Origin of the sequence: Marinobacterium sp. xm-a-152, assembly GCF_013282965.1 — a bacterium.
Classification (GTDB): Bacteria; Pseudomonadota; Gammaproteobacteria; order Pseudomonadales; family Balneatricaceae; genus Marinobacterium_E.
On record NZ_WBYI01000004.1, the window covers coordinates 1 to 26,441 of the forward strand.

Sequence of the window (26,441 nt, forward strand, 5' to 3'; positions counted from 1 at the left end):
AAGTATGCAGAATCCATTGGGGCTAGAAGAAAGAGATCTTCATCAAAAGCCGGATATATGACTGCAGCTCACCTTAACCATTGGTACTTTTATCTTGCATAACGCGGGACGGACCATATATGACCTTTGGTCTGAAACCACTCTTCAATTAAACACCAATCTATCGCGGCCTTTGCAAGACCGCTCCAACTTCAAAATCAAAATGCCGAACTCGATCGGACGTGGACGATTGGCACGAGATTCGAATCTGGCACCCCGTTCCCCGTCCGACTGAGAACGAGCACGGTGCTCTTTTTCGTTAAGACGTTGAAAGGATCGAGCCCCGGATGGGCGAGAGTTTCAGCGCCTGCACGGAGCAGGCTCTGAAATGTGCCTTTCGATGTTAGAAAAAGAGTATCGCGCGCAGTGTGCCGAAGGCCGAAGGAGCGGGGTGTGTTTTCTTGCTTCTTCTTTGCTCACACAAAGAAGAAGGCTAGCCGACGCAGTCGGATAGACAGCTTTTGATCTTAAAAAAACAGAGAGAAAAGAGTGGTGGGCCCAGCAGGATGCGAATAACACCCTTAACCTATTGATATAAATATTATTATATAATTTGTTATTCAATATATACCGCAAAAAATACCGTGTATTTATTTTTCCATTAAGTGCGAAAGAAGATCAGTTAACTCTCTAATATCTGAGCAACTAGCCCCTCCCTTAAGTGCATTCATACAAGTAATCGACTTACCCTCTTCAGTCTTCGGACCTGTCGACTTCAACCAAGGTTTCCATTCTTTGATCCGCTCTGCCTGTTCTGCTCGGGCTTTGTCTGTCCATCTCATGAATGTCACCTGTGTTTAGTTCGTTTTCTAGGTTTTTTTCTGAATAGTTAATCTGTTGATTGGTAGCCACATTTGCCGTGTCAGTGCGGATGTAGTTATTAGCTACTTTAGGGTGGGTAAGTTCGTTTATGGTACTAGCGGTCCGGCGAGTATTGTTTTGAACCTTCAGAGCCATGTCCATTAGCGCCAGCATTCGCTCTGGAGTGTTTTGATTAACGGCAAGTTGCATCGTACGTGTAAACAATACATCAAGAAGGTGTACTTGAGATGCTAACTTATCTACAAGTGGCTGGCTGTCGCCCAAATTAAGTTGTTGAGCCATTCTGCGAGCTTGTTTTGCGAATTCAGTCACATCAAGAGTAGTGCTATCTTCTGTGCTGAAGAGCTCTTCAGAGAGCTTTGCAGAGACGAAGACACTACCCTCGCCGGCGATTATAGATTGTTCGAGCTTTGAATTCTTGGATCCCATGACTGTGCATCAATAACTGTTTAAATATACAGTTAATGATAACATGAATGGGTACCAACCAAACACATTCAGCGTCTGTTACCGGCACACTCCGGACCCTAGCCTCAAAACGGTGAATAGTTGCAAAGTGTAAACAGCGACCCAAAGGCTACTGAAGAGAATCCTCAGAAGCGGACGTTAGCCAAACTAACGAACGTAGAGTGACAAGTGACTGCAAGTATCGGGATTAGTATTTAGCCTCTCGGAATTGAAGGCTGTGCTTTACCCTCTGGAACCGCGTGAACAAGTGAACCCAATAACTCTGTGAATGACTGCGCAATACCAGACATTAGCTTCCAATTTTCTCAGAGCTGATAAGCGCACATTGCAGCACTTACACGATCTGATAGATTTCCCTGAAGCCGACATTTGCAGAGAGATCCTATTCCTACTCTCATCTCAGGAAAACCCGAAGAATTCTGCCCTCAAACGGGAGGCTGCCTCAAACCCGGTCAACCATTGAACGACAGACCCAACGGTTTGGCGACACCTGCGGGTATTCTAGAACTGAGAATTACGGGAAGGCTGTAAAGCTTAGATTTTGACAAGAACACTGCACCAACACTCTCGCACTCTCGTTTGATGGCTTCGTTGTCATCATCACTCAAAATCACTACGAGCGGTATTTTCAGATCAAAGCGAATGAGTCTTGAACAGAACTCTATGGCCGTTTCGTCTATTAACCAGTAATCGACTACTAAAACTTCGGTATTTAAGTACCTCATCAACAGAGCAAACGCCTGTGATGCTCGCTCGCAGGCAGGCATGCGCTTTAAAGCCCGACATATTCAGTAAGTGCTCAATCATGGCACAACTCGTATCGTTTTTATCAAGTATCAAGACGGTGGTCATGCGGAAAGCCGAGCAAGGTTAAGCAATAGAATCATAGTAGTCGCAAACGTACCATTAAATCGTGTACTTTTTATGACTCCTAACCCATCAGGACAACCAAGACTAGTCGCGCCACTCCTGACGAATTCGCTTCAATTTCTCCTTCCATGCATCTGCATCGCCATACTCGAAAAAATTGTCAGAACGCTGATGCCAGCCTCTTGGACGTCTAGCGTGCTTTATCGGACACCAAAACTGCTCAGTTCTAGCGGTGATCTCGCGACCATAAGCCATTACCCCATTTCCGTAGCCACAATAAACGCAGTTTAACTTCTCGATCGTATTCAGGTATTGTAATAGGTGACGGTCGAACACAAAGTACTTCGCACGCTTCACGCGTGGTATTCCGTATAGTCGAAAGCAGATCTGTTGGTAGATGGTTAACGAAAGATCGAGCAATGCGATCGGGACGACCATGCCATAAATGATTGGTGCTGAGAGTATGTAACTTAATTTTGCTTCGCGAAGATATTGCCATGATCCAACTCGGTAACGACGCTGAAGGTCTGCAAAGGCCTCTTCAAACTTAACCTTACCTCGCTCAAAGGTGTAGTGAAATCGTTGTTTGTGCTCTTCGAGAAGCCGGTCGACCTCTTCCGAAACATCGTTTTCAGCTTTGCGAAGTCGTTCAAGCAGTTCGTCTAACCTTGAATCTTTTGCCACCAACAACGTCTCCTGTCATAAAAACCTGATTAGTTCTTTTTATCTAACACAACTCAGCATTTCGGCGCAAAGACCACAACAGAATGCCCCTTCAGTTGAGTGAGGCTAGGGAACCTACGATCAAGTATCCAGTTTTCGGTAATCAGATCTTTTAGCCACCATTTTCGCTGGATTTGAGCCAGAACTCCCCTAAATTTCACTGTCTGGAAGCTGATTGGCAGATTCCAGACGGATTTGCCCTGCTATCGAGCCCGTAACATCTGATCTACACGCACAATGTTCGCCAGAGTAAACAGCATCGCCAACTTACCATCATTCTTGTGTAGGCCTCGGTAGCGAGCTTTTACAAAACCAAACTGGAATTTGATGATCCGAAACGGATGTTCAACTTTAGCCCGTATGCTGGCTTTCAGATATTCAGTGCGGATCTTTTCTTTGTTTATCCTTGGGTGTTTTTTCCAGGCACGGATCTTCCCAGGCTGTTCAGCGACATGCCAGTCAGCCTTCCCAGATTTCAGACTTTCGCGCTTATGAGCACCGCGATAGCCAGAGTCTGCAAAGACAAACGATTCCTCGCCATGAAGAAGGGTATCGGCATGATTCAAATCGTGCTCGTTTGCCGATGTTGTTGTGAGGCTGTGAGTTAATCCAGTACGAGCGTCCACTCCAATATGCGCTTTGAGTCCAAAGTGCCATTGATTACCCTTCTTCGTTTGGTGCATCTCTGGATCACGATCTCTTGATTTATTCTTAGTTGATGTTGGAGCCTCGATAATTGTGGCGTCAACCAAGGTGCCTTCTTTCAGGAGAACTCCTGCTTCAACTAACCACTGGTTAACTTCGGCGAATAGCTTTCGTGCCAGACCCTTGCGCTCCAGCAAATGTCGAAAGTTCATAATCGTAGTATGGTCAGGAATCGTCTTATCTAGCGATAGTCCTGAAAACTGGCGCATAGAGGCTATCTCATAGAGGACATCCTCCATGGCAGGATCGCTTAGGTTGTACCAATGTTGCATGCAATGGATCCGCAGCATCGTCGATAGCGGATAGGGTCTGCGACTATTGCCAGCTTTAGGATAGTGCGGCTCTATGATCGATTCCAAACGAGCCCATGGAATCAACTTATCCATTCGCCCTAAAAAGACCTCTTTCCGAGTCTTGCGGCGTTTTTGATTGAACTCGCTATCAGCAAAGGTGAGTTGGTGATCCATTGGATGATCCGATCAGGAGAAAGACGTGGATTCTCTCAGGCAGTAGGACTTATTCGCAACATCCATAGCTGTATACCCAACGTAAACACCAACCATTATTTTCGGTAACTCACCCGATAGAAAATACTGTAAAACACAGGTACTGCTATCAATGTCAGTACTGTAGCGAACGCTAGTCCCCCCATTATCGTTACCGACATATCCGCAAAAAACGCATCAGACAGCAATGGCGCCATACCCAAAATAGTGGTTATTGCTGCTAACGCTACAGGTCGTAACCTTGATGCACTTGCCGTTAGAATGGCAGTATTCGGCGCGCGTCCTTCAGCGATTTGCAGATCTATCTCTTCTAACAGCACGATGGCGTTTTTGATCAACATGCCAAATAAGCTCAAGAAACCTAGCAAGGACATAAAGCCAAACGGCATATCAGTAGCAAGCAGCCCGCTAACAACACCAACAGCTGCCATCGGCACGATTAACCAAATAATCAATGGCTGTCGTACTCGACCAAACAACAACACTGAAATCAGTAGCATGACCAAAAAGCCAACCGGAAGACCAGTACCCAACGCTTGTTGAGCATCTCGAGAGGACTCGTATTCGCCGCCCCACTCCAGTGAATACCCATCTGGTAATGGAATCGCCTCAATGCGCGGTTGAATACGTGTAAATGCCTTTCCTGCGGTTTCATTAAAACCCGGCTCTGCCAACACTGTTATCGTTCTTAATCGATTACGACGGTGAATTTGCGTTTCTTCGTTAACCAGTTCTAGCCCCTCTGACACTTGATAGAAGGGTATATATTCTCGCTGGCCTGAGCTCCATACCTGGCTATTCTCTATTGCATCGACCTCTGGCACATTGAGTCCTGCCATTTTTGCACGAATAGAGTAGCTGTAGTCACCGTCTTGTAAACGCCCCAGCTCAACACCAATAGATGCATATTGAATGGCTTGAGTAAAATCTGTGCGCGAAACACCTGCAATCCCAGCATTAAACGCATCGAAATGCGCATTCAGCGCCATTCCTTTTTCTCGCCAGTTATGACGAATATCGCGGATCTGCCCATCTTGCAACATGACGGCTTCGGCCTTAGCAGCCAACTCTCTTAGCACCTCAGTGTTAGGGCCTGAAAAACGAGCGGCTATCTTAGCGCCGCCACCCGGTCCAAATTGCATCCGCTCGGTATAAAAATGCGCATCCAAATCAACATTAGGCAAACGAGCAGATAAGTCCTCTATTAAAGCGTCAATCTGATCACGTGACTCCATCCTGACGAGGAAGAAACCGTAGCTTTCATTGGGCTGCTGCGGACCATAAGTAAGTGTAAAACGATCAGCACCACGACCAATGAAACTAGTTACCGACACAACATGTTCACTGTTAAGAATTAGAGATTCAGCTTTTGCCACAATATCTGCAGTTTGTCTTATGTCCTGAGATTGTGGGCCCCAGTAATGTACAAAAAACAGTGGTGCATTGGATGCTGGGAAGAAGCCTTGCTTAACCATACCAAAGCCGGCATAAGCCACCAAAGTAATCGCCAGCAGTACTGCAACGGTGATCCAACGTAATTTCAGCGCTGCCGTGAGCACCTTTAAATACCCTGTATATACGATGCCATTACTGGTATCAGACTCTTCTTCAGTGCCTACTTTGTAGAAGTACTTACCAAATAACGGCACAACGGTCGCCGCAAGCACCCAGCTTAGTAGCAAAGAAACCATAACAACGGCAAACAATGAATACAAAAACTCACCTGTTGCATCATCTGACAATCCGATGCCGGAGAACGCCGCAATGCCGATAACCGTAGCGCCAAGCAATGGCCACTGAGTTCGCTTGACGATAAAGCTAGCAGCTTCAATCGCAGACTTACCCTGACGCATACGTAGCATCATACCTTCTGCCACTACAATCGCATTGTCGACTAACATGCCCATGGCGATAACCATTGCGCCTAATGAAATCCGCTCAAGCTGCAAACCCATTAACCACATCAGCAACACGGTGCCCATAACTGTAATAAGTAATACAGAACCCACTACCATGCCGCTACGCCAACCCATAAATGCCATTAAGGTGAGTGTTACCACAGTAACTGACAAAATGAGGTTGTTAATAAAACCTTGTACCGATTCGTCTACCAGTGCAGCTTGATCATATATGGGGGCCAATGTGATACCGGCCGGCAGTTCACTGAGTAATTGCTCAACTTTGGCGTTTACACGCTCACCAACTTCTACAATATTGACATCATTCAAAGCTGACACGGCCAACGTAATCGCTTCATGTCCTTGGTATCGGATCAGCACCGGTTGAATGTCGAGAGGCTCAAAACGCAATTCAGCGACATCTCGAATTTTAATAGAACGGCTGGTACCAGGGACTACCAAAGACAAGTTATATATCTCATCTAATCGATCGACCGGATTTTCGACCAACAAGCGCACTTTTTGCCCTTCAACCTGAATACGTCCGCCATTAAACGGTTTTAGGTTGTCAGCCAATAGATTGGTCAAGTCAGGAAAAGAAATGCCAAAACCGGCCAACTCAAACGGGTTAATATAGGCAACTAGCTGTTCTTGACGCACGCCACTTACCTGAACCTTCGCAACCCCTTCAGTCACTAACAGTTCTCGCCTGATTATGCGAGCAAACTCACGCAATTCATTTGGCGAGAACTCTGGCGCACTTAGCGCGTAATAAATGCCATAAACATCGCCAAAATCATCATACACATTGGGGGTTTGCGCACCGACCGGTAGGTTCTTCTCGACATCACGTAGGCGTTTCCTCAATTCATCCCAGATCTGCGGAAGCACATCCGAATCGAAAGTAGACTTCACCTCTACAGTGATTTCCGATACCCCTGGTTTAGAAATTGCCTCCAATTGATGCAATTGCGACATTTGCTGAATCGCGATTTCGAGTGGCTCGGTGATTTCATGCTCAACCTTTTCCGCACTGGCTCCCGGAAATTGCGTTACCACTTGGACTTGTTTGATGGTAAATGCGGGGTCTTCCAAGCGCCCAATTGAGCCGAGTGCAAATATCCCTCCCACTAACAAAACCAAAATCATTAGCCAGACATTAACCGGATTTTTAATAGAGTAGCGCGCGATATCCATGCGATTACTCCGCCATGTAGGGTTTTACAATCAGACCATCGCGCATTTTGGCGCCACCTGCAGCAACTACACGCTCACCTAGCGCTATTTCACCATTCACTAATGCGTAACTTCCCTCAATCTGCAGCACATTGATGTTCACGCGGTTAACTGTGGAATCTGCATCGTTATAACGCCACACATGAAATCCTTCGGTATCGTTGCCCTGAAGCGCCGTAAATGGAACTAATACGCCGGTATCAACTGTTTTATTGCCTAATGTCACTTTAACAACTGCTCTTGCTCCGGGTGTTAAGCTGCTATCGCGTCCATCGGCTGCAAACACCACCTTATATGTTTGCGTTATTGGATCAGGTTGCGTAGCGTGTTCAACATATTGCAGCACATATTGCTTGTGCGGAGCAGAAACAATGCTCGCACTCGCCTCAACGGGAGAGCCTTTTTGATAGCTGCTGAGTAAACGTTCCGGTACATTAATATTGAAATAAAAGCGCGATACATCTTGTACTTTAGCGACGGTTTCACCCGCGCGGACATAGCTATTATTTTCAACAATGCGCTCAGATACCTGTGCATCAAAAGGTGCCGTTAAAGTTGTATAACTCAGATCTTGTTGTGCCTTATCACGAGCGATAACCGCTAGCTCCCAAGCAGTTTTAGCATCGTCTAATTGAGCTTGAGACGACAACCCTTTCTCAAACGTAGACGTAGTTCGAGCTAAATCTCTTTTCGCTTGATCCAATCGCGCTGTGGTTTCACGTAATCGCTGTTCAAACGGCGTTGGATCGATTTGAGCTAAAATTTCACCTTGCTTGACAATAGTGCCCGTCAGCAGGTTCTCTTTAATTAATCTTCCCGAAACTTCAAAGCTCACTTCTAATGTTTTAACCGCTGACACTTCGGCGGGGAAGGCGCGTTCGGTTTGATTTGGATTACTGATCGTTTCAACCAGTTTGACTGCTTGCACCTGGGCTTGCTCAACCTCTGCCTTAGGTGCATCACTGCAGGCAGACAGCACCAGTAATGACGCCGAAAGCGCTAACGCAACGACTCCCTTGCATTTTGGTAAATATTGAAAACTCATTTTTGTTCCATTGCTTGTATCGCGTTATGTCTCATATCAAGTTGTGTAAATGGGTCTTATTTTCATCCCATAACATTCTGTGGCATCTGAATTTAACCAATCGTTCGCAAAGCACATTTATAGCTTGACCATCATCATCTTGTTGAAACTCTTTGACCCAGCGACCAATGATTTGCTGACTCACATCCAACATTCTGGCCACTTCTGTTCGTGTGTGACCTTGTTCTAGCACCAAGCTCACAGCATCCAATTTAAATTCTTTCGTATACCGCTTTCTTCCGGTCATTTACTTTCTCCAGCTAAGGTTTAATTATATACTTAACTGGACTGAAATTAGATCTCTCTGTTGGATTGGTTAAAGAATAATCCTCAGAAAATTCAATATTTTTCTGGATTTAAACGTCTGCTTCTAGGAATATTAGATATTTCTTAAGGACCGCTATGGGCCAGCACTCGTCGCTAAAGGGCTGGCTTTTATCGTCTGCTGAAGAGGTGGCGCCGTGGATTCTAACTGCACTACTTGAGCAAGAACTTCGCCGGACTATCTTCACGTCCAAATCGAAATCTAACTGATAGACCTCCGCGAGGTTGCGAGTATCTCAATTGAGATACATAATACTGTTACTACTTGGAGGATCAGTTATGGCTCACTCATCAATGTTACACGTTCGCGTCGACGACCAGCTGAAAACCGAAGCAACTGAAACTCTAGCTAACTTCGGATTGACCGTTTCCGACGCGGTAAGGATTTTGCTCACCAGAATTACTAAAGAAGGCGGCTTGCCAGCTGGGCTCACCTCAGATCCTGAAGCTCACGATGCCTGGTTTCGAGAAAAAGTGAATGAAGCTCTGCAAGATAATCGTCCTACCGTTGCCCATAAGGACGTAATGGATGAGGTTCAAGCAATGATCGACAGGAAACGTCGCGGTGCCTGAACTTGAATGGCTAGAGCCTGCCCGTGCCGATCTACTGTCGATAATCGAATACATTGCAGATGATAATCCTGATGCGGCCCAACGTGTAAAGGATGACATTGAATACAAAGTAACAAGATTACAAGACTTCCCCAGAATGGGGCGGCCTGGGCGGGTAGAAGGCACCCGAGAGTTAGTCATCTGGACAAATCATGTAGTCGTCTACGACGAAAACGCGATCTCTGTACGGATTCTGCGGGTATTGCACACCGCACAGCAATGGCCACCTTCTACCGAGTAATTTGTAGCTGACCAACGGTAACCCACTGCAGCTAAAAGGCCACTTTATTGAAGACGGATCTTTTTACACGTCAGTCTGCTCAGCTAAAACTAACGCATCGTCCAGCTCTACGCCCAGGTACCGCACAGTACTATCCAACTTGGAGTGTCCCAAAAGAAGCTGCACAGCACGCAGATCATGAGTCCGGCGGTAAATCAGCGTGGGCTTTGTTCTTCGCATTGTATGCGTCCCATAATCGCAGGGATCGAGTCCGACACTCGTGACCCACTTATCGACGATTCGTGCGTATTGGCGCGTAGAGATGGGCCGACCGCGGCTAATCCTACTCGGAAATAGAAAGTCATTACTGCCTAACCCTTTCTCATCGATCCATACACGAAGAGATTTACGCGTCTCCTCAGTGATCTCGAATTGCACCGGCCGCCCCGTTTTCTTTTGAACGACAATGGCTCTGCGCTGGATGGTGTTTCCGTGGCTAATATCCTTCACCCTCAGCCCGACCAAATCACAGCCTCTGAGCTTACTGTCTATCGCCAAGTTGAACATCGCCAAATCGCGGGTCTGTCCTGCGAGCTCAAGACGGATACGGATTCCCCATATCTCTTTAAGCTTCAGTGGGCGTTTCTGTCCGAGTAGTTTGCCTTTATTCCAGGGTACATTCTGATTTTCTTCACTCATTATTTTATCCTCGTAAGTATCACGAAGAAGTATTGATGAGCATTTCACCCCTTGCTGGCGAACGAGATCAATGGTCTGCTTTTGGGTGATTTGAATCAGTGAAACAATGCGTTTTTACTGAGCTGCAACTCAATCTCGAGAGAGTACTTAGGTCCGGTTTGGGTCGTTTTCTGCCTCCTGTTATGTACCGTTTTTATCACTCAGTCGCAGACGGAAAATGTGGCTCTACTAGCCCAATAAAAAATAGCCCAGAATACCTGGGCTTTGCATGTTGCTGAAATATTTTTCAGAACGGTACAGTAAAACTCGTTTCGTGTAGCTTATCTCTGTATTGTTTTTCTACAGCTTCTATAAGTTCGTCTTTACGACAGATCTCAAGATATGTGGGGTCTTCTATCACCAATTCATGTGCTATTAATGCTTCGGTCATTTCATATGAATCCTTTGCCATGCCATGGGGCTTTAAATAGAGAAAATTCATAATCTTATGATACAAGCGATCTCGATCTTCTTTTGCAACCTGTTCAAAAAAAGCTGTCATCTCTTCCTCATCTTTAAAACCAAGAAAGCCTGGGTCGTCTTCTCTAAAAATATTTGTATCAAATTGCTCACTGATAGCATTCAAAATTTTGTTAGGGTCATTACTATTGTAACGGGTTATTGTTCCTACATATTCCCCACCGAACACCCATAAATAGTTGCGACCATCGAATAAACATCTTGAAACGCCTATTACGCCGCCGTTACCCGCTATTTCGGTTATACCGAAAGTCTTGAGGCGACCATCAAAAAGCTCTTCCATAAGAACTGATTTCTCTAATCTAAAATCTGCTGACATCACTTTACTCCTTGGTATTTTATTAAACTTGTACTGAAGTCACGGCTGTATCTATGGCCGTACCCCTTACCCCTCTCCTTACAGAGGTAAGAGAATACATGTACAGCCTTTGAGTGAGTTTCAGGAAGCCCTCTGTGGACCATAGGAGTCGATTTAACCCAGTAGGTATGAGAGTGACCTCGTTCTTTGTGAAGCTCATCCCAGCGCCTGTATACACTGTCAGGTGAGCGAATGAGGTTACCGTTAAGCCAAACCACTAAGTGGTAGTGGTAGGCTTTAGACGTTTCCTTCTCACGCACCCATAGGTAAGCCACACGCTTGTGTCCTTTCCCGTGGAGCCAACCTTTCAAGCGCGCCAGCATGGTCACGAACTCTTTGTTATCGGCTTCGTATTTGGGACTGTGTGATTCAAGGCGTATTTGATACACCTTATTGTGATAGCTCAGCATAGCTTCCATCTGGCGTATTGCCGGATAGAGCATATCGGTCCGAATACCATCGGTGCCTTTACGGCCAACATTGATCGAGTATTCACCAAGATCAGTCGCAAAGGTGCCGTCGTAGGTTACCGAGCCTTTAGCTGGCTTTTTGATATGTGTTTTATTGGGTAGGGTAATACTCATATACCTAGCTCTCCTCTACTCCCAAACACTCCCAAAGAGTGGTTGGTTGTTGTCCTTGAGATGTAGGCTGAATACTTAGCAAACCTTTACCCTCATTAGGTTTAAGCGGTTGCGTTATAAAATCAAGAATACCCTTAGGCTTAAGTTCATTAGTCTGAAATTCACCGTAGAGAAGTTCGTCAGGATATTGATGAGGTAGATGGTTCATGCGACACCCTCCAAATCAATTTCTTGAATAAATTTAATGATGTCAGTTGAACGCCAGACAGTAATTCTAGAGGTCAGCTTGATTGGTTTGGGAAACTTGCCTTCTGCACACCCTGCCCACCATGTGGACTTGCTAACCGGTATGAGACTAAGCACTTGTTCAAGCCTTAATAGACTTGGTTCTGTTTGGATTAAATTGGTCATATCAGCTCCTTATTGGATAACCGATATGAAATTTTATGCACATCAAGAAGTATTACACGGATAAATAAAAGATTATTTTTCCGCTAGTTCTGTTCACTTGATCTCTGGTCTTCTAGCCATGCCCTATGTTGTCTTAAGAACGACTCGGGGTCCTTATCTGCCAATCCACGTTTGCCTAGATACTCTTCAGCCAGAACCACCATACTCTTTCGCTTATCCTTAGGTTTATGGCTCTCCATCTTGCAGAGTGTTTGAAAAAGATTGTGTTTATCATGTTTAGCAATCTGAGCAGAGTTATTACCTAGCTTAGGTATGCGTCTGTTAGCGAAAAATATTTCCTCCAACTCAATTTTCCCACCACCCGCGAAATAGAGTCTAAAGCAATCGTTGATAGCTATAATTATTTCAGGAGGTGGGTACTGACATCTTTCAACACATTTCATAAAAGCTAATAACGGGTTATCGGCAAACTTTTCATCGCTACGAAAATCATCCTCTAACTGAATTGACCTTTCTTCCACCATACTGCAGAAATGAGTTTGTTGAAGAAGGATTAATTCCCAAATCGGCTCCATTACTGAAAACGTTTTTTCATCGTTCAGAAGATCATGTCGAAGGGTTCTAACATAGTCCCAACTATTGCAGTCACTTAGATTCTTAATGTCTTTCATAAAGACTCCTTAGCTGAAGCCTTCAACCCATCTAAATAATCTGCCCAAACCTGCATCATTTCGGTTCGCTCCTCTATATATGAGGTCCTGTTGTAGGCTCGACCATTAGAGTCTCTCACTGTATGTGATAATTGTGCTTCGATTAGATCCAAACGGAATCTTAAAACCTCATCTAGAAGGGTTCTCGCTGTTGCTCTAAACCCATGCGGGGTAACTTCATGGTTTTCAAAACCCATGGATCTCAATGCTGTTCTAACTCCGTTCTCACTCAATGGCCTAGATCGCCCTCTTGCGCTCGGAAACACAAAAGATCCATTCCCAGTAATTGGGTGCAAATCTCTGAGTACCTTTTGAGCCTGAGATGGAAGCGGAACTATATGAGGGTGACGCAACTTCATCTTTGATGCAGGGATTTCCCATCGTGATGCCTGCCAATTAATCTCAGACCATTCCATCATCCGCATTTCACCAGGACGTTGAAACAACATAGGTGACAATTTCAAGGCCGCTTGAACAGATGGAGAACCCCAATAGTGATCAATAGAGAGCAGCAACTGCCCTAAACGCTTGGGGTCTGTTATTGCTGCCCGGTGAGTAACTGGCGCTTGCTTTAAAACTCCGGATAATACTGAGCATGGATCCAACTGGGCTCTACCCGTTAAGATTGCGTATTTAAAAATCTGGCTAATGGTTTGTTTCGCTCTGTGAGCCAAGTCAATTGATCGAGTTTCAACCACTCTCAAAAGGCTTAGTAGCTCGATTGCATTTATAGCGTCAATTCTGGACGACCCAATGACTGGAAGGATGTCTCGATCAAGTAATCTCTGGGTTCTTTTTCCGTGATCTATAGACTTATCAGACATGTGGTGCTGAAACCATTCAGCAGAGATGGAGGCAAAGGTATTAGAAGATGCAACTGCCTTTGAGAGATTTTCCACTTTTCTATTATGAAGAGGGTCTTCACCATATTTTAGAAGATGCTTTGCCTCTAAATGAGCTTCCCTAGCTTGAAGTAGAGACACCTCTGGATAGACGCCTAAAGCTAGGGTCTTACGTTTACCATTGAAGCTATAGTCGTACCGCCAATATTTCTGCCCTACTTGAGTTACTAGGAGATAAAGGGAGCCTCCATCTGATAACTTGTAACTTTTATCTTTCGGCTTGGCCGTTTTGATCGCTATGGCTGTTAACTTACCCATATCCACTCCAATTTACGGTACATGAATTATGAACAACCCTTACATACCGTAATTTATACCGTAATAATTTTAGGCTTTGTTTACATTTTATTGGACTAACATGGACGCACTATAAACAAAAAAGCCCGCATAATGCGAGCTCTAGGACAATATTGGATTACATCGGATTGTGAGATGGTGGGCCCAGCAGGACTTGAACCTGCGACCGATCGATTATGAGTCGAGCGCTCTAACCAACTGAGCTATGGGCCCTAAGAAGCGCGCCCATAATACCTAGCGGGCTTTATGGGCGCAATAACTTATAAATCAAAGATTTATTCGTCGATGAAACCGCGTAAGTGATCGGAACGACTTGGGTGACGAAGCTTGCGCAGTGCTTTCGCTTCGATCTGACGAATACGCTCACGCGTTACGTCGAACTGCTTACCAACCTCTTCTAGAGTGTGGTCAGTATTCATATCGATACCAAAGCGCATACGAAGTACTTTTGCTTCACGAGCAGTTAGACCCGCCAAGACAGCACGCGTCGACTCACGTAAACCTTCACCTGTCGCCGAATCAACAGGAGAGTGCATCGTTGTATCTTCAATAAAATCACCAAGACTCGAATCTTCGTCGTCACCGATTGGTGTCTCCATCGAAATCGGCTCTTTAGCGATCTTCAAAACTTTACGGATCTTATCTTCCGGCATCTCCATACGTTCTGCTAGCTCTTCCGGTGTCGCTTCTCGACCAAACTCTTGCAGCATTTGACGTGAGATACGGTTCAGTTTGTTGATCGTTTCGATCATGTGAACTGGAATACGGATAGTACGTGCTTGGTCGGCAATCGAACGAGTAATCGCCTGACGAATCCACCAGGTCGCATAGGTCGAGAACTTGTAACCGCGACGGTATTCGAACTTATCAACCGCTTTCATCAGACCGATGTTACCCTCTTGGATCAGATCCAAGAACTGCAGGCCACGGTTGGTGTACTTCTTAGCGATCGAGATAACCAGACGTAAGTTGGCTTCAACCATCTCTTTCTTAGCACGACGTGAACGTGCTTCGCCGATCGAGAGTTGACGGTTAACCTCTTTGATCTCGGTGAGATCAATGTTCAGCTCCTCTTCAACGGCAACCAGACGACGCTGTGCACGTTTAAGATCATCTAGGCTTGCTGAGATGGCGTCAGAGTAGGGTTTACCCGCTTTAACAAGATCATCGAAGTAATCAGGATTAGTTTCATTACCTGGGAAGGTTTTAATGAACTGATCACGCGGCATACGGCACTTCTGAGTACACATACGCATGATGTTGCGCTCTTGTGTACGGATACGATCGATGTAGCCACGAACACGGCTAACCAACATATCGTAGTAGCGTGGAGACAGTTTAACGGGAGCAAACACCAGTGCTAGCTCTTCAAGGGCTGCACCAAATGCTGATGAATCACGACCTTTGCTCTCTGCTTTAATCAGTTTAGCCAGAGCCTCTTCGATGGCACCGAAACGTTCAGCCGCCTCTTCTGGGTCTGGACCACGATCCTTTTCTGAATCATCATCGTTGCTGTCGTCGTCATCCGAATCATCGTCTGCGTCTTCAACCTCCTCCTCTTCAGGAATAGGATTGTTATTGGCGATTTCAGCATCAGGATCGATGTAACCGCTGAACAAATCGCTTAAACGACCCTCCTCTTCAACGGTCGTTTTGTAGGCATCAAGCACCAAGGCAACACTGCCTGGGAACTGAGCAAGCGCCCCCATGACACCACGGATACCCTCTTCAATACGTTTCGCAATTTCGATCTCGCCTTCACGAGTCAGCAGCTCAACGGTACCCATCTCACGCATGTACATGCGCACGGGATCGGTAGTACGACCGGCATCCGACTCCACTGCAGCAAGAGCGGCAACCGCCTCTTCGTCAGTATCGTCACCTGCATCACCGTCGGTCATAAGAAGCGTTTCAGCATCCGGCGCAACTTCAGACACGGAGATACCCATGTCATTGATCATGCGGATGATATCTTCTACCTGATCGGGATCGGCGATATCTTCAGGGAGGTGATCGTTCACCTCAGCGTAGGTCAAATAGCCCTGTTCCTTACCTTTAGCGATAAGTTCCTTAAGGCGTGATTGCTGCTGTTCAGTGTTGTCAGACATTTAAAATCCTGTGTCTAGCCACGTTGGGCGCGCAAAAATTGCAAGCGCCGAAGTATAGCTAAAAAGTTCAACCTCTGCCAGTTAAAGACGGATTAACGGCAGGGTTATTAATAGTTTATAAGTGGGGACAGAAAGAAGGGTTTACAAGGCCTTACGTGCCAAGAGTTGCGCCAGCTGTTGTTTCTCTTCGTTAGTCAGTGGTCGCTCACGCGAGAGACGTGTCAATTCAGCCAATTCGTGCTCGTATTTACGTGATAATAAGCGCCCCATGGCATCATCCAGCAACACCTTGGCATCGACATTATCGAGCACTGGATCGACCTGTGAGATCTCATTAAGCATCAACAGATTAGGCGCCATTTCTGGGTCACGCTGCCAATCCAACAGCAGCGTACCTAGGCTCGCATCGGGAGTGGTCTGCAGGTAGCCGAGCAACTGCCTAAGCAGCGATATATTCTCGACGTAGAGCCCTTCCAATTCGGTCGCTTGAACCACCTGATGCGCCAAGTCAGGACGGTGCAGCAGTATCGAGATCGCAGAGTTAACCAAGTTGATCTTAGTACTGATACCCGATCTCACCGGCCCTGAAGCTTGTGAAGTCTGAGAGGAGTAAGAATCTGAGTAGCTCGGCTCCGATTCGAAATAGCGCGGATGCTGATACTCACCCGAGTCATAATCCGGCATCGACTCTGGCTTATACGAGGGTTTGGGTCGAGCGGCAGGCTCAGGCGCGATCGTCTCCACTTTGGAGTGCAGGTTAGCGATAGTATCCAACTGTTCTATTGTTAAGCCGGTCATCTCGGCAACCCGATCCAACATCATCTGCTGCAGCACTGAGGTCTGCATGCTACGAATTTTTGGCAGTGCTTGAGTCGAAAAGCGAGCTCGACCATCCATCGAGGTGAGATCGATATTGTCACTCAACGCTTTAAAGAAATACTCACTGAACGGGAGAGACTCATCAACTCGTGCCGTAAAGGCATCCAGGCCCTCACTGCGTACCAGTGTGTCGGGATCTTCACCATCCGGTAAGAAGAGAAAACGGGCTGTTAGGCCATCTTTCATGACCGGAACACAGGTATCCAACGCACGCTTGGCCGCTTGACGCCCTGCAGCATCCCCATCAAAACAGAAGATCATTTCAGTCACTATCTTAAAGATACGCTCGAGGTGCGCTTCAGTGGTTGCTGTACCCAAGGTAGCCACCGACCAGGTTAAACCGTGCTGCGCCAAACTCACCACATCCATGTAGCCTTCCACGATCAGCAGACGCTCTAATGAGCCGGTATGCTGACGCGCCTCATAGAGGCCATAAAGCTCTTTACCCTTATGGAAGGTATCGGTCTCTGGGGAGTTGAGGTATTTCGGTTTTTCGTCCGTTAATACACGTCCACCAAAACCGATCGTGCGACCACGCATATCACGAATAGGGAACATAATACGGTCACGAAAACGGTCGTAACGACGGCCGCGCTCTTCGTTCTCGACCATCAAGCCGGACTTTAGCAGCAGCGAATCGGCGTCCTCAGTCTCTTTGGCAATGTGTTTCTGCAGATTATCCCAACCCGGAGGGGCATAACCCAATTGAAAACGCGCAGCGATCTGACCACTTAGGCCACGCTCTTTCAGATAGGCTACTGCTTTGGCTTTGTCGCTGTGATTGCGCAACTGCTGTTGGTAAAAGGCGTTAGCACTCTCGAGCAGATCGAACTGTTTCTTGACCTGTTTCTCATAAGCCACATCGCGCTGACGATCATGCTCACGCGGCACATCCACACCAACGGTACGCGCTAACTCTTCAATCGCTTCAGGAAAGTTGAGCTTCTCATACTCCATAACAAAACCGAGCGCATTGCCGCCAGCACCACAACCAAAACAGTAGTAGAACTGCTTATCAGGACTGACTGAAAACGACGGGGATTTCTCTTTATGGAATGGGCAGAGTGCGGAGTAGTTTTTACCGGCACGCTTAAGCTTGATGCGCGAATCGATCACATCAACGATGTTTACTCGCGCTAAAAGGTCATCTATGAAGTGCTGCGGAATTCTTCCTGACATTCAACTGCTCGCTGTCTGTTCCAGCGAACACTCTATCAGAGTTTCGCTTTGACCTTACCTGAAACGGCTCCAATGTCGGCACGACCTTGAAGTTGCGGCTTGATGATGGCCATTACTTGGCCCATCGCCTGCATGCCGGAAGCATCGGTTGCAGCAATTGCTGCATCGATAATTGCATCGATCTCTACATCACTGAGAGGCTGCGGCAAGAAAGTTTTAATCACCTCCGTCTCTTGCTGCTCCTTTTCCGCCAGTTCAGGACGCTCAGCCGCCTGATACTGGGCAATCGAGTCTTTGCGCTGCTTGACCATCTTGTCTAGCACCGCGAGCACGCGATCATCATCAAGTTCGATGCGCTCATCCACTTCGATGCGCTTTAACTCAGCCAGCATCAATCGGATCGTTCCAAGACGCACTTTATCTTTAGCGCGCATTGCAACCTTCATTTCATCAGTAATCTGACTCTTCAATGAAGACATCTCAATAACCTAATCTATCGTTTACTACAAAGACTCGACCACAAGGAATCTAGTCTGCGTCTTTACTTAATTAGTAAAGGCGAACGCGACGAGCGTTTTCACGCTGAAGCTTTTTAGCGTGACGCTTAACTGCTGCTGCAGCTGCACGCTTACGAGCAGTTGTTGGCTTTTCGTACGCTTCACGTTTACGAACTTCAGCTAGGATACCTGCTTTTTCGCAAGAACGTTTGAAACGACGTAGTGCAACGTCAAATGGCTCGTTATCTTTAACTTTAACGGCTGGCATGTTTTCCAATTACCTTTCAAGTTTGGTTTAAATTAACCTCGGACGTAATTTTCCGAGGGCGCCAAATAATACAGAGCACCACAGCTGATGTAAAGCAATTTAACGCTTCACTAACTAGCCAGATTTCTGAATAATATGAGGCACCATTAATAGCACTGATTAAGGCCAGCTCTGAATGCTTGTACTCGGTATTGAAACCTCCTGTGATGAAACCGGCGTAGCGCTCTATGACAGCGAACGCGGCCTTTTAGGTGACGCGCTCTACTCGCAAGTAGAGATGCACGCTGAGTATGGTGGCGTCGTACCAGAACTCGCCTCGCGAGATCACGTGCGCAAGCTAATCCCACTGATTAGAGAAGTCTGCAAAGAGGCTGAGTGTACGCTGCACTCTATTGATGCCATTGCTTACACAGCTGGACCTGGACTGATTGGCGCCCTGATGGTGGGCGCCTCTACTGGTCGAGCATTGGCTCTAGCTCTGGGCATCCCTGCGGTGGGCGTCCACCACATGGAGGGGCACCTACTAGCCCCGATGCTAGAGGAGACACCACCAAGCTTTCCTTTCGTCGCGCTTTTAGTGTCAGGTGGCCACACCCAGCTCGTCAGCGTCAAAGGGATCGGCGAATACTCTCTACTGGGGGAATCTTTGGACGATGCCGCCGGCGAAGCCTTTGATAAAGCGGCCAAAATGATGGGGTTGGACTACCCTGGTGGCCCGCTGATCGCCAAACTTGCCGAAAGTGGCAACAGCGATCGCTACACCTTCCCAAGACCGATGACCGATCGTCCCGGGCTCGATTTTAGTTTCTCAGGTTTGAAGACCTTCACCTTGAACACGGTCGAAGCAGCAAAGCGCGAAATGGGCGAACTGGATCAACAAGCCTCAGCTGACATTGCGGCCTGCTTTGAAGATGCCGTGGTCGATACATTGGCGATTAAGTGTCGCCGTGCGATCCAGCAGACCGGCTTTAAAGAGCTGGTGATCGCAGGTGGCGTTAGCGCCAACAAAAAACTGCGTAAAAAATTGGGCGATATGGCCAAAAAAGAGGGCGCTAAACTCTTCTACGCCCGCCCCAAGTTCTGTACCGACAACGGCGCGATGATTGCCTATGCAGGCACTCAGCGCTTAATGGCTGGGGAGCGATCACCACTCGCCATTACAGCCCAGCCACGCTGGCCAATGGAGACACTAACTGCCCTTGGTTCAGTTGGAGAGGTGCAATAATGGACACAATTTTTATAAAAAATCTTAGATTCGAAGCGATCATTGGCATCTATCCGCATGAACGGACAGAACTTCAGCCTATGGTGATCAATTTAGAGATGGCCAACGATATTAGCGACGCGGCCAAGAACAATGATCTAGAGGCCTCTATCAATTACGCCGCCGTCAGTGAAGCGGTTATTCAGTTCTGCCAAGAGGCCAAAGCGGAGCTACTGGAGACACTCGCCGAAAACCTATCCGAGTTCTTAATGGCTCAATTCAATATTCCTGGACTGCGTCTTGAGATCGGCAAACCGATCGCCGTAGCTGAAGCGGAACTGGTCGGCGTTCGAATTGCTCGCGGAGTAAGTTTCTAGTGCACCACATTCTGCTCGGCGTCGGTAGCAACCATCATGCTGAATCCAACATTCGCGCCGGCCTAGAGCAGCTCACTCACTTTTGCAGCAGCATCGAACACTCACCCTGCTACCGCAGCTCCGCTATCGATCCATCCCAACCCGACTACCTTAATCTGGTCACCAAAGCTGAAACAGAACTAGACAAGGCGTCGTTGATTGATGCACTGAAGTCGATTGAAATTCAGCAGGGACGCATGAGCGGTCGTTACTGCGCCCTCGACATCGACCTGCTCTGCTTTGACCAAGAGATCGTCGAAACCGAGCAGTTCAACCTGCCACATAAGGACCTGGAAAATTACGCACACGTGTTACTGCCAGCCGCCGATCTATGCCCAAACCAGCAACACCCAACGCTTGGTTATACCTTTATTGAATTATGGAATAAAAAAAGGGATCAGTTGCTTGAAAATCAATCCCTTTACCCGCACTCTTTATAGATCAGAAACAAGATAAAACCTTACATTTCAGAGGTCTACTTCGGTGCTAAACCTGTTCTGGATCCCCCTACTGACACTCATTGGGGTGTTCGTATCACTTTCTGCCAACAAGGTATCGAGAACGGCCTGTGCGTTTGCGACAGCCGCACTGCCAGCGGTGGCTTTGGCTATCCTGATCTCTTACGCACCTTCGGTACTCGATGGAGAGCGTTTTGTTGAGCAATTCGAATGGATTCCAGCAGTCGGATTAGAACTCGCCTTCCGACTCGATGGGTTTGCACTGCTGTTTGCCCTATTGATCTTAGGTATCGGTCTTCTCGTTATCCTCTATGCTCGTTACTACCTCTCCGAGCAGGACAACATGCCGCGCTTCTATGCGATGTTGATTCTCTTTATGACTGCGATGCTGGGCATTGTGCTGTCAGAGAACCTGATTCAACTCTGGCTATTCTGGGAGTTAACCAGCATCAGCTCCTTCTTGCTGATCAGCTTCTGGAATCATAAGAGCGAAGCGCGCAAAGGTGCTCGCATGGCACTGACCATTACTGGTATGGGTGGTTTGGCGTTGTTTGCAGGCATTTTGCTGATCGGCCAGGTGGTCGGCAGCTACAACCTGACGGATGTGTTGGCTCAAGGGGATCTAATCCGCGGCTCTGAGCTCTACCCTTATATTCTAGTCCTGGTGCTTCTGGGAGCCTTTACTAAGTCCGCACAGTTTCCATTCCACTTCTGGTTGCCCCATGCCATGGCGGCGCCGACGCCGGTCTCCGCTTATCTTCACTCAGCAACGATGGTGAAAGCGGGCATCTTTTTGATGGCTCGACTCTACCCGGCGCTTGCGGGTACCGATATGTGGTTCTTGATAGTCACCTTGACCGGTCTTGCCACCTTGCTGGTTGGCGCGTACATGGCTCTGTTTAAGCACGACCTTAAAGGACTTCTCGCCTACTCCACCATCAGTCACTTGGGCCTAATAACGCTACTGCTCGGTTTAAACTCGAAGCTTGCGGCGGTCGCTGCCACCTTCCACATCATTAACCACGCGACCTTTAAAGCCTCACTGTTCATGGCAGCGGGCATCATCGATCATGAGACGGGTTCACGGGATATGCGCAAGCTGAACGGCTTGTGGAGATACATGCCTCACACAGCAATGCTAGCGATGGTCGCGGCACTGGCCATGGCAGGGGTACCGCTACTGAACGGCTTCTTGTCCAAAGAGATGTTCTTTGCAGAGACCCTACAGCAGGGGTCACTGGGTGCGCTCTCATGGATTCTGCCTGTTCTAGCGACTGTTGCCGGTATCTTTTCGGTTGCCTACTCGTTGCGCTTCATTCATGACGTCTTCTTTAACGGTGAACCGATCAATCTTCCTAAGACACCGCATGAGCCTCCACGCTACATGAAGATTCCGGTCGAGATACTGGTCGCACTCTGTTTTGTCGTGGGTATTGCCCCTGGTCTGGTAGTTGCAGAGATTCTACACAGCGCTGCAACCTCTCTGCTGCAAGGCGAGACGCCCTACTACAGCTTGGCCATATGGCACGGATTTAACTTCCCACTGCTGATGAGTTTCATTGCACTGTTGGGTGGCATTGTCGTCTACGCGACCCGTAAGCAGTTGTTTGAGTTTCAGGCGCAATTCCCTGAACGAGACGCTAAAGCGATCTTTGATCAAAACATCAAGCGCATTGTGGATGCTGCCACAAGAATTTACGGCACACTTGAGAACGGATCGCTGCAACGCTACACCATGCTGTTCATCTTGAGTGTTGCGCTCTTTACGACGGTTCCAATGACGAAGCTGATCAATTTAGAGGGTGCTCGCCCACTGCTGCCGGTCGATGGTATTAGCATCGTCGCTACCATCATTTTGGTCGTCTCCACACTGGTGACGCTGATCTGGCACCGCAAACGGATGATCGCACTGATTGCTGTCTCGGTCGTCGGCTTAATCGTCTCGCTTATCTTTGCCCGCTTCTCAGCACCTGACCTAGCACTGACTCAACTCTCAGTTGAAGTGGTCACGGTGATACTGTTGATGCTCGCACTCTTCTTCTTACCACAGGTCACTGCAAAAGCCGCTAGCCCCTCATCGGTGGTACGTGATCTTGGTTTGGCAACCTTGATTGGTGGTGTAATGGCAACCATTAGTTACGCCATGATGACGCATCCGCAAACCTCGATTGCCGACTTCTTCATCGCCAATTCAAAAATAGGCGGTGGTGGTACCAATGTGGTCAACGTGATTCTGGTCGACTTCAGGGGCTTTGATACCTTTGGCGAGATCACCGTACTGGGCATTGCCGGTTTAGGTATCTACAAACTGATCGCACGCATGAAACTCTTCATGCCATCAGCTGATCTTAACGGCATACCTTGGAGCAACGATCACCACCCGATGATGCTTGCGACCGTCTCAAGAGCACTGCTTCCTTTAGCACTTTTGGTGTCGGCTTACATCTTCTTACGTGGCCACAACCTACCAGGCGGTGGCTTTATTGCCGGCCTAGTAACCGCTGTAGCACTGATCCTGCAGTACATCGCCAACGGTGTCGATTTCATGCGCGAACGCTCGAAACTGAACTACCAGTGGCTGATCTCTGTCGGTTTGATCATCGCAGGCGCGACGGGAATGGGCAGCTGGCTGTTTGGCTACCCCTTCTTGAGCTCGTGGTTTGATTACTTCTATTTGCCGGGTATCGGAAAGTTCGAGTTGGCCAGTGCCATGCTGTTTGATCTAGGGGTCTACCTAACCGTCATTGGATCCACCCTGCTTATACTCGGGAACCTAGGCGCATTAACCACCCACGCACGTCCAGAGGAGTCTAAATAATGGAGCTACTGATCAGTTTGATTATTGGCCTACTCACCGCTGTTGGGGTATTTCTAGTACTTCGTGGTCGTACTTTCCCAGTGGTACTTGGCTTAACGGTGCTCTCTTATGCCGTGAACCTGTTTATCTTTTCCGCAGGTCGACTCGTCATTGATGGTGCCGCGGTGTTGAAATCTGGCCTAGCAACACCGGACCCTGTTCCGCAGGCGCTGGTTCTCACCGCTATTGTTATCGGTTTTGCGATGACGGCCTTCGCGGTCATCCTTGCTATTCGCGCGCGTGCCGACCTAGGTAACGATCATGTTGATGGCCGACTACCAGAACAGAGTGGGGAGCAGAAATGAACCACCTAATCACTCTGCCCATCATTCTGCCTCTTCTGTTAGCCACGCTGCAGTTATTGCCTGTTTTTGAGAAAAGCATCGAACGCCAACGTGTCATCAGCCTGGTAGGTTCGCTCACTCTGGTGATCGTCTCAGTCGCTCTGCTCATGTCAGCATCAGCGGGTAATGTAACGCTTTATGCACTGGGTAACTGGGATGCGCCGTTCGGCATCCAGCTAGTTGGAGATCGCCTATCGAGCCTGATGGTTCTGCTGACCTCAGTTCTACTGCTGTCGGCCAATCTCTATGCCAGCGCAGGGGACGATAACCAAGGGCGCTACTTCTACCCATTGATGATGTTTCAAGCGATGGGGATCAACGGTGCTTTTCTGACAGGGGATATATTCAACCTGTTCGTCTTTTTTGAGATCCTGTTGATCGCCTCCTACTCTCTACTGATTCACGGTGGCGGAAAACACAAAACCAGTGCAGCTGTGCACTATGTTTTCTTGAACCTTGTTGGCTCAGCGATCTTTCTGTTTGCGCTAGGCATCATCTACGGCACGCTCGGCACCCTTAACATGGCCGATATGGCGCTGCGAGTACGTGAGCTTAATGAGTCTGAGATTCAATTGACCAAAATTGGCGGCATGATGCTGCTCTCGGTATTCGCTCTGAAAGCGGCGCTACTGCCTCTACAATTTTGGCTACCAAGAACCTACGCATCGGCCCCAGGCCCGGTCGTATCCCTCTTTGCCATCATGACCAAGGTGGGTATTTACTCGATCATTCGCGTTCAAAACCTGATCTTTGGTGATAGTGCAGGTGCTCTAACCGATCTAGGTCAGGATTGGATCTGGGTTTTAGCGCTTGGCACACTGGTGATGGCCACTCTGGGAGTTATCTCGGCACCGAGCGTGAAACGTCTGGCCGCTCACCTAGTCATTTTGTCTGTCGGCACGCTGTTGGTGGCGGTCGGTTTTGGCAGTGCAAACTCTCTATCAGCAGCACTTTACTACGCCGTTCACTCTACGCTAGCGGGCGCAGCTTTCTTCCTAATCGGGGACATTATCGCTGAGCAGCGTGAACGCTCGTTTGACCGAATCGTGGCGGGTCGCTCTTTAGCGCAGCCGATGAGCATTGGGATACTCTTTTTCATTGCAGCTCTAACTCTGATCGGTATGCCACCACTGTCGGGCTTTATTGGTAAGTTTTTGATCATGAAGTCGATCGACAGCAGCACGGCACTGGTCTGGGCTTGGCCGCTGTTATTGATCGGCAGTTTGGCTGCACTGGTCGCCTTTTCACGCGCCGGCTCGACACTGTTTTGGCGCTCCAACGGTAAACCGGATAGCAGCAAGGCCTCAGCAATTCGTAAATTTGTTGCGGTCGGCATACTGCTGAGCGCTGCACCGTTGATGAGCTTATTTGCCGGCCCAATCACCCAGTACACAGACGCGACTGTTGAGCAGTTACAGGCGTTTGAGCAGGACCCGACACAGATTATGGCTAAAGGAGTGCAACGATGAGTTTCGTACGATCTTGGCTACCACGGCCGTTCTTATCACTGGTTCTGTTAATTGTCTGGTTGCTGATGAACAACAGTTTCTCGCTCGGGCAAATAGTGCTGGGGTTGATCCTAGCCTTGGGAATCCCACTACTGACAGAACCTCTACAGACTCAACAGATGGCGGTTAAGAGACCGCTAAAACTGATCAGATACATTCTGGTATTACTGTGGGATATCGTGGTCGCCAATCTTGCGGTAGCCAAATTGATTCTAGGGCCAACCAAAGCACTGCAACCTGGTTTTATCGCCTACCCGCTTAACTTAACGGGGGATCTACCGATCACCCTGCTTGCCTCAACCATATCACTGACGCCTGGAACCTTGAGTGCCGAAGTGAGCAAGGATCGAGAGTGGCTTTACATACACGCCCTTGATCTTCCCGACGAGCAAGCGTTGATTGATGAGATTAAACAGCGTTACGAGACCCCGCTGAAGGAGATATTCCAATGTTAGAGATCAGCCTTAAAATCGTTCTCGTCATGATCAGCATCGCTCTTATCATGAACACTTACAGTTTAGTCAGAGGCCCCTCGTTGCCCGAGCGCATTCTGAGCTTGGATACGCTCTACATTAACAGTATTGGTTTGATTCTGATCTATGGCATTGTGCAAGCCAGCTCCATCAACTTTGAAGCCGCACTGTTAATCGCCATGCTCGGCTTTGTCAGCACGGCCGCGCTCTGCAAATACCTTCTGCGCGGCGATATCATTGAGTAAGGGATAGGACAGAAGAAC

Annotated in this window: 27 protein-coding genes, 1 tRNA gene and 1 pseudogene; 10 read left to right on the forward strand and 19 right to left on the reverse strand. The window is 47.8% G+C overall.

Annotated elements, in window-relative coordinates; all coding sequences use genetic code 11:
- Positions 1 to 732: 732 nt before the first annotated feature.
- The 7 genes and pseudogenes from XMA152_RS04370 to XMA152_RS12695 form a co-directional block, all read right to left on the reverse strand.
- Positions 733 to 1,290 carry a hypothetical protein gene (locus XMA152_RS04370; protein WP_173482834.1) on the reverse strand — a complete coding sequence of 186 codons (558 nt, stop codon included), beginning with the start codon at positions 1,288 to 1,290 and terminating at the stop codon, positions 733 to 735.
- Positions 1,291 to 1,781: 491 nt separating this feature from the next.
- Complete coding sequence (locus XMA152_RS04375) at positions 1,782 to 2,096, reverse strand: hypothetical protein (RefSeq protein ID WP_173482835.1); 315 nt, start codon at positions 2,094 to 2,096, stop codon at positions 1,782 to 1,784.
- Positions 2,097 to 2,283: 187 nt separating this feature from the next.
- Entirely contained in the window at positions 2,284 to 2,883 is a 600-nt protein-coding gene (locus XMA152_RS04380) for a hypothetical protein (protein WP_173482836.1), read from the reverse strand.
- Between the two features lie 189 nt (positions 2,884 to 3,072).
- Positions 3,073 to 4,094: pseudogene (locus XMA152_RS04385) on the reverse strand (IS5 family transposase).
- A gap of 95 nt (positions 4,095 to 4,189) precedes the next feature.
- Complete coding sequence (locus tag XMA152_RS04390) at positions 4,190 to 7,228, reverse strand: efflux RND transporter permease subunit (RefSeq protein ID WP_173482838.1); 3,039 nt, start codon at positions 7,226 to 7,228, stop codon at positions 4,190 to 4,192.
- Positions 7,229 to 7,232: 4 nt separating this feature from the next.
- Positions 7,233 to 8,312: an efflux RND transporter periplasmic adaptor subunit gene (locus XMA152_RS04395; protein ID WP_173482839.1), complete on the reverse strand. Its 1,080-nt coding sequence runs from the start codon at positions 8,310 to 8,312 to the stop codon at positions 7,233 to 7,235.
- Between the two features lie 31 nt (positions 8,313 to 8,343).
- The gene (locus XMA152_RS12695) at positions 8,344 to 8,598 is read right to left on the reverse strand and encodes a transposase (RefSeq protein WP_173482840.1); all 255 of its coding nucleotides are present in this window, start codon (positions 8,596 to 8,598) and stop codon (positions 8,344 to 8,346) included.
- Positions 8,599 to 8,954: 356 nt separating this feature from the next.
- Between XMA152_RS12695 and XMA152_RS04405 the strand changes: the two genes are divergently transcribed.
- Positions 8,955 to 9,248 (forward strand): type II toxin-antitoxin system RelB/DinJ family antitoxin, encoded by a 294-nt coding sequence (locus tag XMA152_RS04405; protein WP_173482841.1) that lies wholly within the window; start codon positions 8,955 to 8,957, stop codon positions 9,246 to 9,248.
- On the forward strand, positions 9,241 to 9,528 hold the full coding sequence (locus tag XMA152_RS04410; RefSeq protein WP_173482842.1) for a type II toxin-antitoxin system RelE/ParE family toxin: 288 nt from the start codon (positions 9,241 to 9,243) through the stop codon (positions 9,526 to 9,528). Before XMA152_RS04405 ends, XMA152_RS04410 begins: the two co-directional genes overlap by 8 nt.
- Before the next feature lie 63 nt (positions 9,529 to 9,591).
- Here XMA152_RS04410 and XMA152_RS04415 read toward each other — a convergent pair whose 3' ends face one another.
- The 12 genes from XMA152_RS04415 to rpsU all read right to left on the reverse strand — a co-directional run bounded on the left by XMA152_RS04415 (position 9,592) and on the right by rpsU (position 18,918).
- On the reverse strand, positions 9,592 to 10,206 hold the full coding sequence (locus tag XMA152_RS04415) for a tyrosine-type recombinase/integrase (protein WP_173482843.1): 615 nt from the start codon (positions 10,204 to 10,206) through the stop codon (positions 9,592 to 9,594).
- 286 nt (positions 10,207 to 10,492) lie between these two features.
- On the reverse strand, positions 10,493 to 11,044 hold the full coding sequence (locus XMA152_RS04420; RefSeq protein WP_173482844.1) for a hypothetical protein: 552 nt from the start codon (positions 11,042 to 11,044) through the stop codon (positions 10,493 to 10,495).
- Positions 11,044 to 11,667, reverse strand: coding sequence for an inovirus-type Gp2 protein (locus tag XMA152_RS04425; protein WP_173482845.1), 624 nt, complete (start codon positions 11,665 to 11,667; stop codon positions 11,044 to 11,046). Before XMA152_RS04425 ends, XMA152_RS04420 begins: the two co-directional genes overlap by 1 nt.
- Before the next feature lie 4 nt (positions 11,668 to 11,671).
- Positions 11,672 to 11,875 (reverse strand): hypothetical protein, encoded by a 204-nt coding sequence (locus tag XMA152_RS04430; protein ID WP_173482846.1) that lies wholly within the window; start codon positions 11,873 to 11,875, stop codon positions 11,672 to 11,674.
- On the reverse strand, positions 11,872 to 12,078 hold the full coding sequence (locus tag XMA152_RS04435; protein WP_173482847.1) for an AlpA family transcriptional regulator: 207 nt from the start codon (positions 12,076 to 12,078) through the stop codon (positions 11,872 to 11,874). Before XMA152_RS04435 ends, XMA152_RS04430 begins: the two co-directional genes overlap by 4 nt.
- An 83-nt stretch (positions 12,079 to 12,161) precedes the next feature.
- Positions 12,162 to 12,749: a hypothetical protein gene (locus tag XMA152_RS04440; protein WP_173482848.1), complete on the reverse strand. Its 588-nt coding sequence runs from the start codon at positions 12,747 to 12,749 to the stop codon at positions 12,162 to 12,164.
- Positions 12,746 to 13,948, reverse strand: a complete 1,203-nt coding sequence (locus tag XMA152_RS04445) for an integrase arm-type DNA-binding domain-containing protein (protein ID WP_173482849.1) — start codon at positions 13,946 to 13,948, stop codon at positions 12,746 to 12,748. The genes XMA152_RS04440 and XMA152_RS04445 overlap by 4 nt, the downstream gene beginning before the upstream one ends.
- A 175-nt stretch (positions 13,949 to 14,123) precedes the next feature.
- A tRNA-Ile gene (locus XMA152_RS04450) sits at positions 14,124 to 14,200 on the reverse strand.
- 62 nt (positions 14,201 to 14,262) lie between these two features.
- Positions 14,263 to 16,095, reverse strand: a complete 1,833-nt coding sequence (rpoD, locus tag XMA152_RS04455) for an RNA polymerase sigma factor RpoD (protein ID WP_173482850.1) — start codon at positions 16,093 to 16,095, stop codon at positions 14,263 to 14,265.
- A gap of 141 nt (positions 16,096 to 16,236) precedes the next feature.
- Positions 16,237 to 18,153, reverse strand: a complete 1,917-nt coding sequence (gene dnaG, locus XMA152_RS04460) for a DNA primase (RefSeq protein WP_173482851.1) — start codon at positions 18,151 to 18,153, stop codon at positions 16,237 to 16,239.
- Positions 18,154 to 18,188: 35 nt separating this feature from the next.
- A complete protein-coding gene (locus XMA152_RS04465; protein ID WP_173482852.1) occupies positions 18,189 to 18,632 on the reverse strand; it encodes a GatB/YqeY domain-containing protein in 444 nt (147 codons plus the stop codon).
- 70 nt (positions 18,633 to 18,702) lie between these two features.
- Positions 18,703 to 18,918: a 30S ribosomal protein S21 gene (gene rpsU / locus XMA152_RS04470; protein WP_169451420.1), complete on the reverse strand. Its 216-nt coding sequence runs from the start codon at positions 18,916 to 18,918 to the stop codon at positions 18,703 to 18,705.
- A gap of 175 nt (positions 18,919 to 19,093) precedes the next feature.
- Here rpsU and tsaD point away from each other — a divergent pair, with 175 nt between their 5' ends.
- The 8 genes from tsaD to XMA152_RS04510 are packed head-to-tail and all read left to right on the forward strand — an operon-like array spanning position 19,094 to position 26,423.
- Positions 19,094 to 20,143, forward strand: a complete 1,050-nt coding sequence (gene tsaD, locus XMA152_RS04475) for a tRNA (adenosine(37)-N6)-threonylcarbamoyltransferase complex transferase subunit TsaD (protein WP_173482853.1) — start codon at positions 19,094 to 19,096, stop codon at positions 20,141 to 20,143.
- Entirely contained in the window at positions 20,143 to 20,499 is a 357-nt protein-coding gene (gene folB / locus XMA152_RS04480; RefSeq protein ID WP_173482854.1) for a dihydroneopterin aldolase, read from the forward strand. The genes tsaD and folB overlap by 1 nt, the downstream gene beginning before the upstream one ends.
- Positions 20,499 to 20,978 carry a 2-amino-4-hydroxy-6-hydroxymethyldihydropteridine diphosphokinase gene (folK, locus tag XMA152_RS04485; RefSeq protein ID WP_173480405.1) on the forward strand — a complete coding sequence of 160 codons (480 nt, stop codon included), beginning with the start codon at positions 20,499 to 20,501 and terminating at the stop codon, positions 20,976 to 20,978. The genes folB and folK overlap by 1 nt, the downstream gene beginning before the upstream one ends.
- Before the next feature lie 43 nt (positions 20,979 to 21,021).
- The gene (locus XMA152_RS04490; protein ID WP_173482855.1) at positions 21,022 to 23,814 is read left to right on the forward strand and encodes a monovalent cation/H+ antiporter subunit A; all 2,793 of its coding nucleotides are present in this window, start codon (positions 21,022 to 21,024) and stop codon (positions 23,812 to 23,814) included.
- Complete coding sequence (locus XMA152_RS04495) at positions 23,814 to 24,158, forward strand: Na+/H+ antiporter subunit C (RefSeq protein WP_173482856.1); 345 nt, start codon at positions 23,814 to 23,816, stop codon at positions 24,156 to 24,158. Before XMA152_RS04490 ends, XMA152_RS04495 begins: the two co-directional genes overlap by 1 nt.
- Positions 24,155 to 25,666, forward strand: a complete 1,512-nt coding sequence (locus XMA152_RS04500; RefSeq protein ID WP_173482857.1) for a monovalent cation/H+ antiporter subunit D — start codon at positions 24,155 to 24,157, stop codon at positions 25,664 to 25,666. Before XMA152_RS04495 ends, XMA152_RS04500 begins: the two co-directional genes overlap by 4 nt.
- Entirely contained in the window at positions 25,663 to 26,160 is a 498-nt protein-coding gene (locus XMA152_RS04505) for a Na+/H+ antiporter subunit E (protein WP_173482858.1), read from the forward strand. Before XMA152_RS04500 ends, XMA152_RS04505 begins: the two co-directional genes overlap by 4 nt.
- Entirely contained in the window at positions 26,154 to 26,423 is a 270-nt protein-coding gene (locus XMA152_RS04510) for a K+/H+ antiporter subunit F (RefSeq protein WP_173480400.1), read from the forward strand. The genes XMA152_RS04505 and XMA152_RS04510 overlap by 7 nt, the downstream gene beginning before the upstream one ends.
- Positions 26,424 to 26,441 lie beyond the last annotated feature (18 nt).

What these genes read in the sequence shown, in the direction of transcription:
- XMA152_RS04370 (WP_173482834.1), bottom strand. Translation starts at nt 1,290, where the DNA reads ATGGGATCCAAGAATTCAAAGCTCGAACAATCTATAATCGCCGGCGAG.
- XMA152_RS04375 (WP_173482835.1), bottom strand. Translation starts at nt 2,096, where the DNA reads ATGCCTGCCTGCGAGCGAGCATCACAGGCGTTTGCTCTGTTGATGAGG.
- XMA152_RS04390 (WP_173482838.1), bottom strand. Translation starts at nt 7,228, where the DNA reads ATGGATATCGCGCGCTACTCTATTAAAAATCCGGTTAATGTCTGGCTA.
- XMA152_RS04395 (WP_173482839.1), bottom strand. Translation starts at nt 8,312, where the DNA reads ATGAGTTTTCAATATTTACCAAAATGCAAGGGAGTCGTTGCGTTAGCG.
- XMA152_RS12695 (WP_173482840.1), bottom strand. Translation starts at nt 8,598, where the DNA reads ATGACCGGAAGAAAGCGGTATACGAAAGAATTTAAATTGGATGCTGTG.
- XMA152_RS04405 (WP_173482841.1), top strand. Translation starts at nt 8,955, where the DNA reads ATGGCTCACTCATCAATGTTACACGTTCGCGTCGACGACCAGCTGAAA.
- XMA152_RS04415 (WP_173482843.1), bottom strand. Translation starts at nt 10,206, where the DNA reads ATGAGTGAAGAAAATCAGAATGTACCCTGGAATAAAGGCAAACTACTC.
- XMA152_RS04420 (WP_173482844.1), bottom strand. Translation starts at nt 11,044, where the DNA reads ATGTCAGCAGATTTTAGATTAGAGAAATCAGTTCTTATGGAAGAGCTT.
- XMA152_RS04425 (WP_173482845.1), bottom strand. Translation starts at nt 11,667, where the DNA reads ATGAGTATTACCCTACCCAATAAAACACATATCAAAAAGCCAGCTAAA.
- XMA152_RS04430 (WP_173482846.1), bottom strand. Translation starts at nt 11,875, where the DNA reads ATGAACCATCTACCTCATCAATATCCTGACGAACTTCTCTACGGTGAA.
- XMA152_RS04435 (WP_173482847.1), bottom strand. Translation starts at nt 12,078, where the DNA reads ATGACCAATTTAATCCAAACAGAACCAAGTCTATTAAGGCTTGAACAA.
- XMA152_RS04440 (WP_173482848.1), bottom strand. Translation starts at nt 12,749, where the DNA reads ATGAAAGACATTAAGAATCTAAGTGACTGCAATAGTTGGGACTATGTT.
- XMA152_RS04445 (WP_173482849.1), bottom strand. Translation starts at nt 13,948, where the DNA reads ATGGGTAAGTTAACAGCCATAGCGATCAAAACGGCCAAGCCGAAAGAT.
- rpoD (WP_173482850.1), bottom strand. Translation starts at nt 16,095, where the DNA reads ATGTCTGACAACACTGAACAGCAGCAATCACGCCTTAAGGAACTTATC.
- dnaG (WP_173482851.1), bottom strand. Translation starts at nt 18,153, where the DNA reads ATGTCAGGAAGAATTCCGCAGCACTTCATAGATGACCTTTTAGCGCGA.
- XMA152_RS04465 (WP_173482852.1), bottom strand. Translation starts at nt 18,632, where the DNA reads ATGTCTTCATTGAAGAGTCAGATTACTGATGAAATGAAGGTTGCAATG.
- rpsU (WP_169451420.1), bottom strand. Translation starts at nt 18,918, where the DNA reads ATGCCAGCCGTTAAAGTTAAAGATAACGAGCCATTTGACGTTGCACTA.
- tsaD (WP_173482853.1), top strand. Translation starts at nt 19,094, where the DNA reads ATGCTTGTACTCGGTATTGAAACCTCCTGTGATGAAACCGGCGTAGCG.
- folB (WP_173482854.1), top strand. Translation starts at nt 20,143, where the DNA reads ATGGACACAATTTTTATAAAAAATCTTAGATTCGAAGCGATCATTGGC.
- XMA152_RS04495 (WP_173482856.1), top strand. Translation starts at nt 23,814, where the DNA reads ATGGAGCTACTGATCAGTTTGATTATTGGCCTACTCACCGCTGTTGGG.
- XMA152_RS04500 (WP_173482857.1), top strand. Translation starts at nt 24,155, where the DNA reads ATGAACCACCTAATCACTCTGCCCATCATTCTGCCTCTTCTGTTAGCC.
- XMA152_RS04505 (WP_173482858.1), top strand. Translation starts at nt 25,663, where the DNA reads ATGAGTTTCGTACGATCTTGGCTACCACGGCCGTTCTTATCACTGGTT.
- XMA152_RS04510 (WP_173480400.1), top strand. Translation starts at nt 26,154, where the DNA reads ATGTTAGAGATCAGCCTTAAAATCGTTCTCGTCATGATCAGCATCGCT.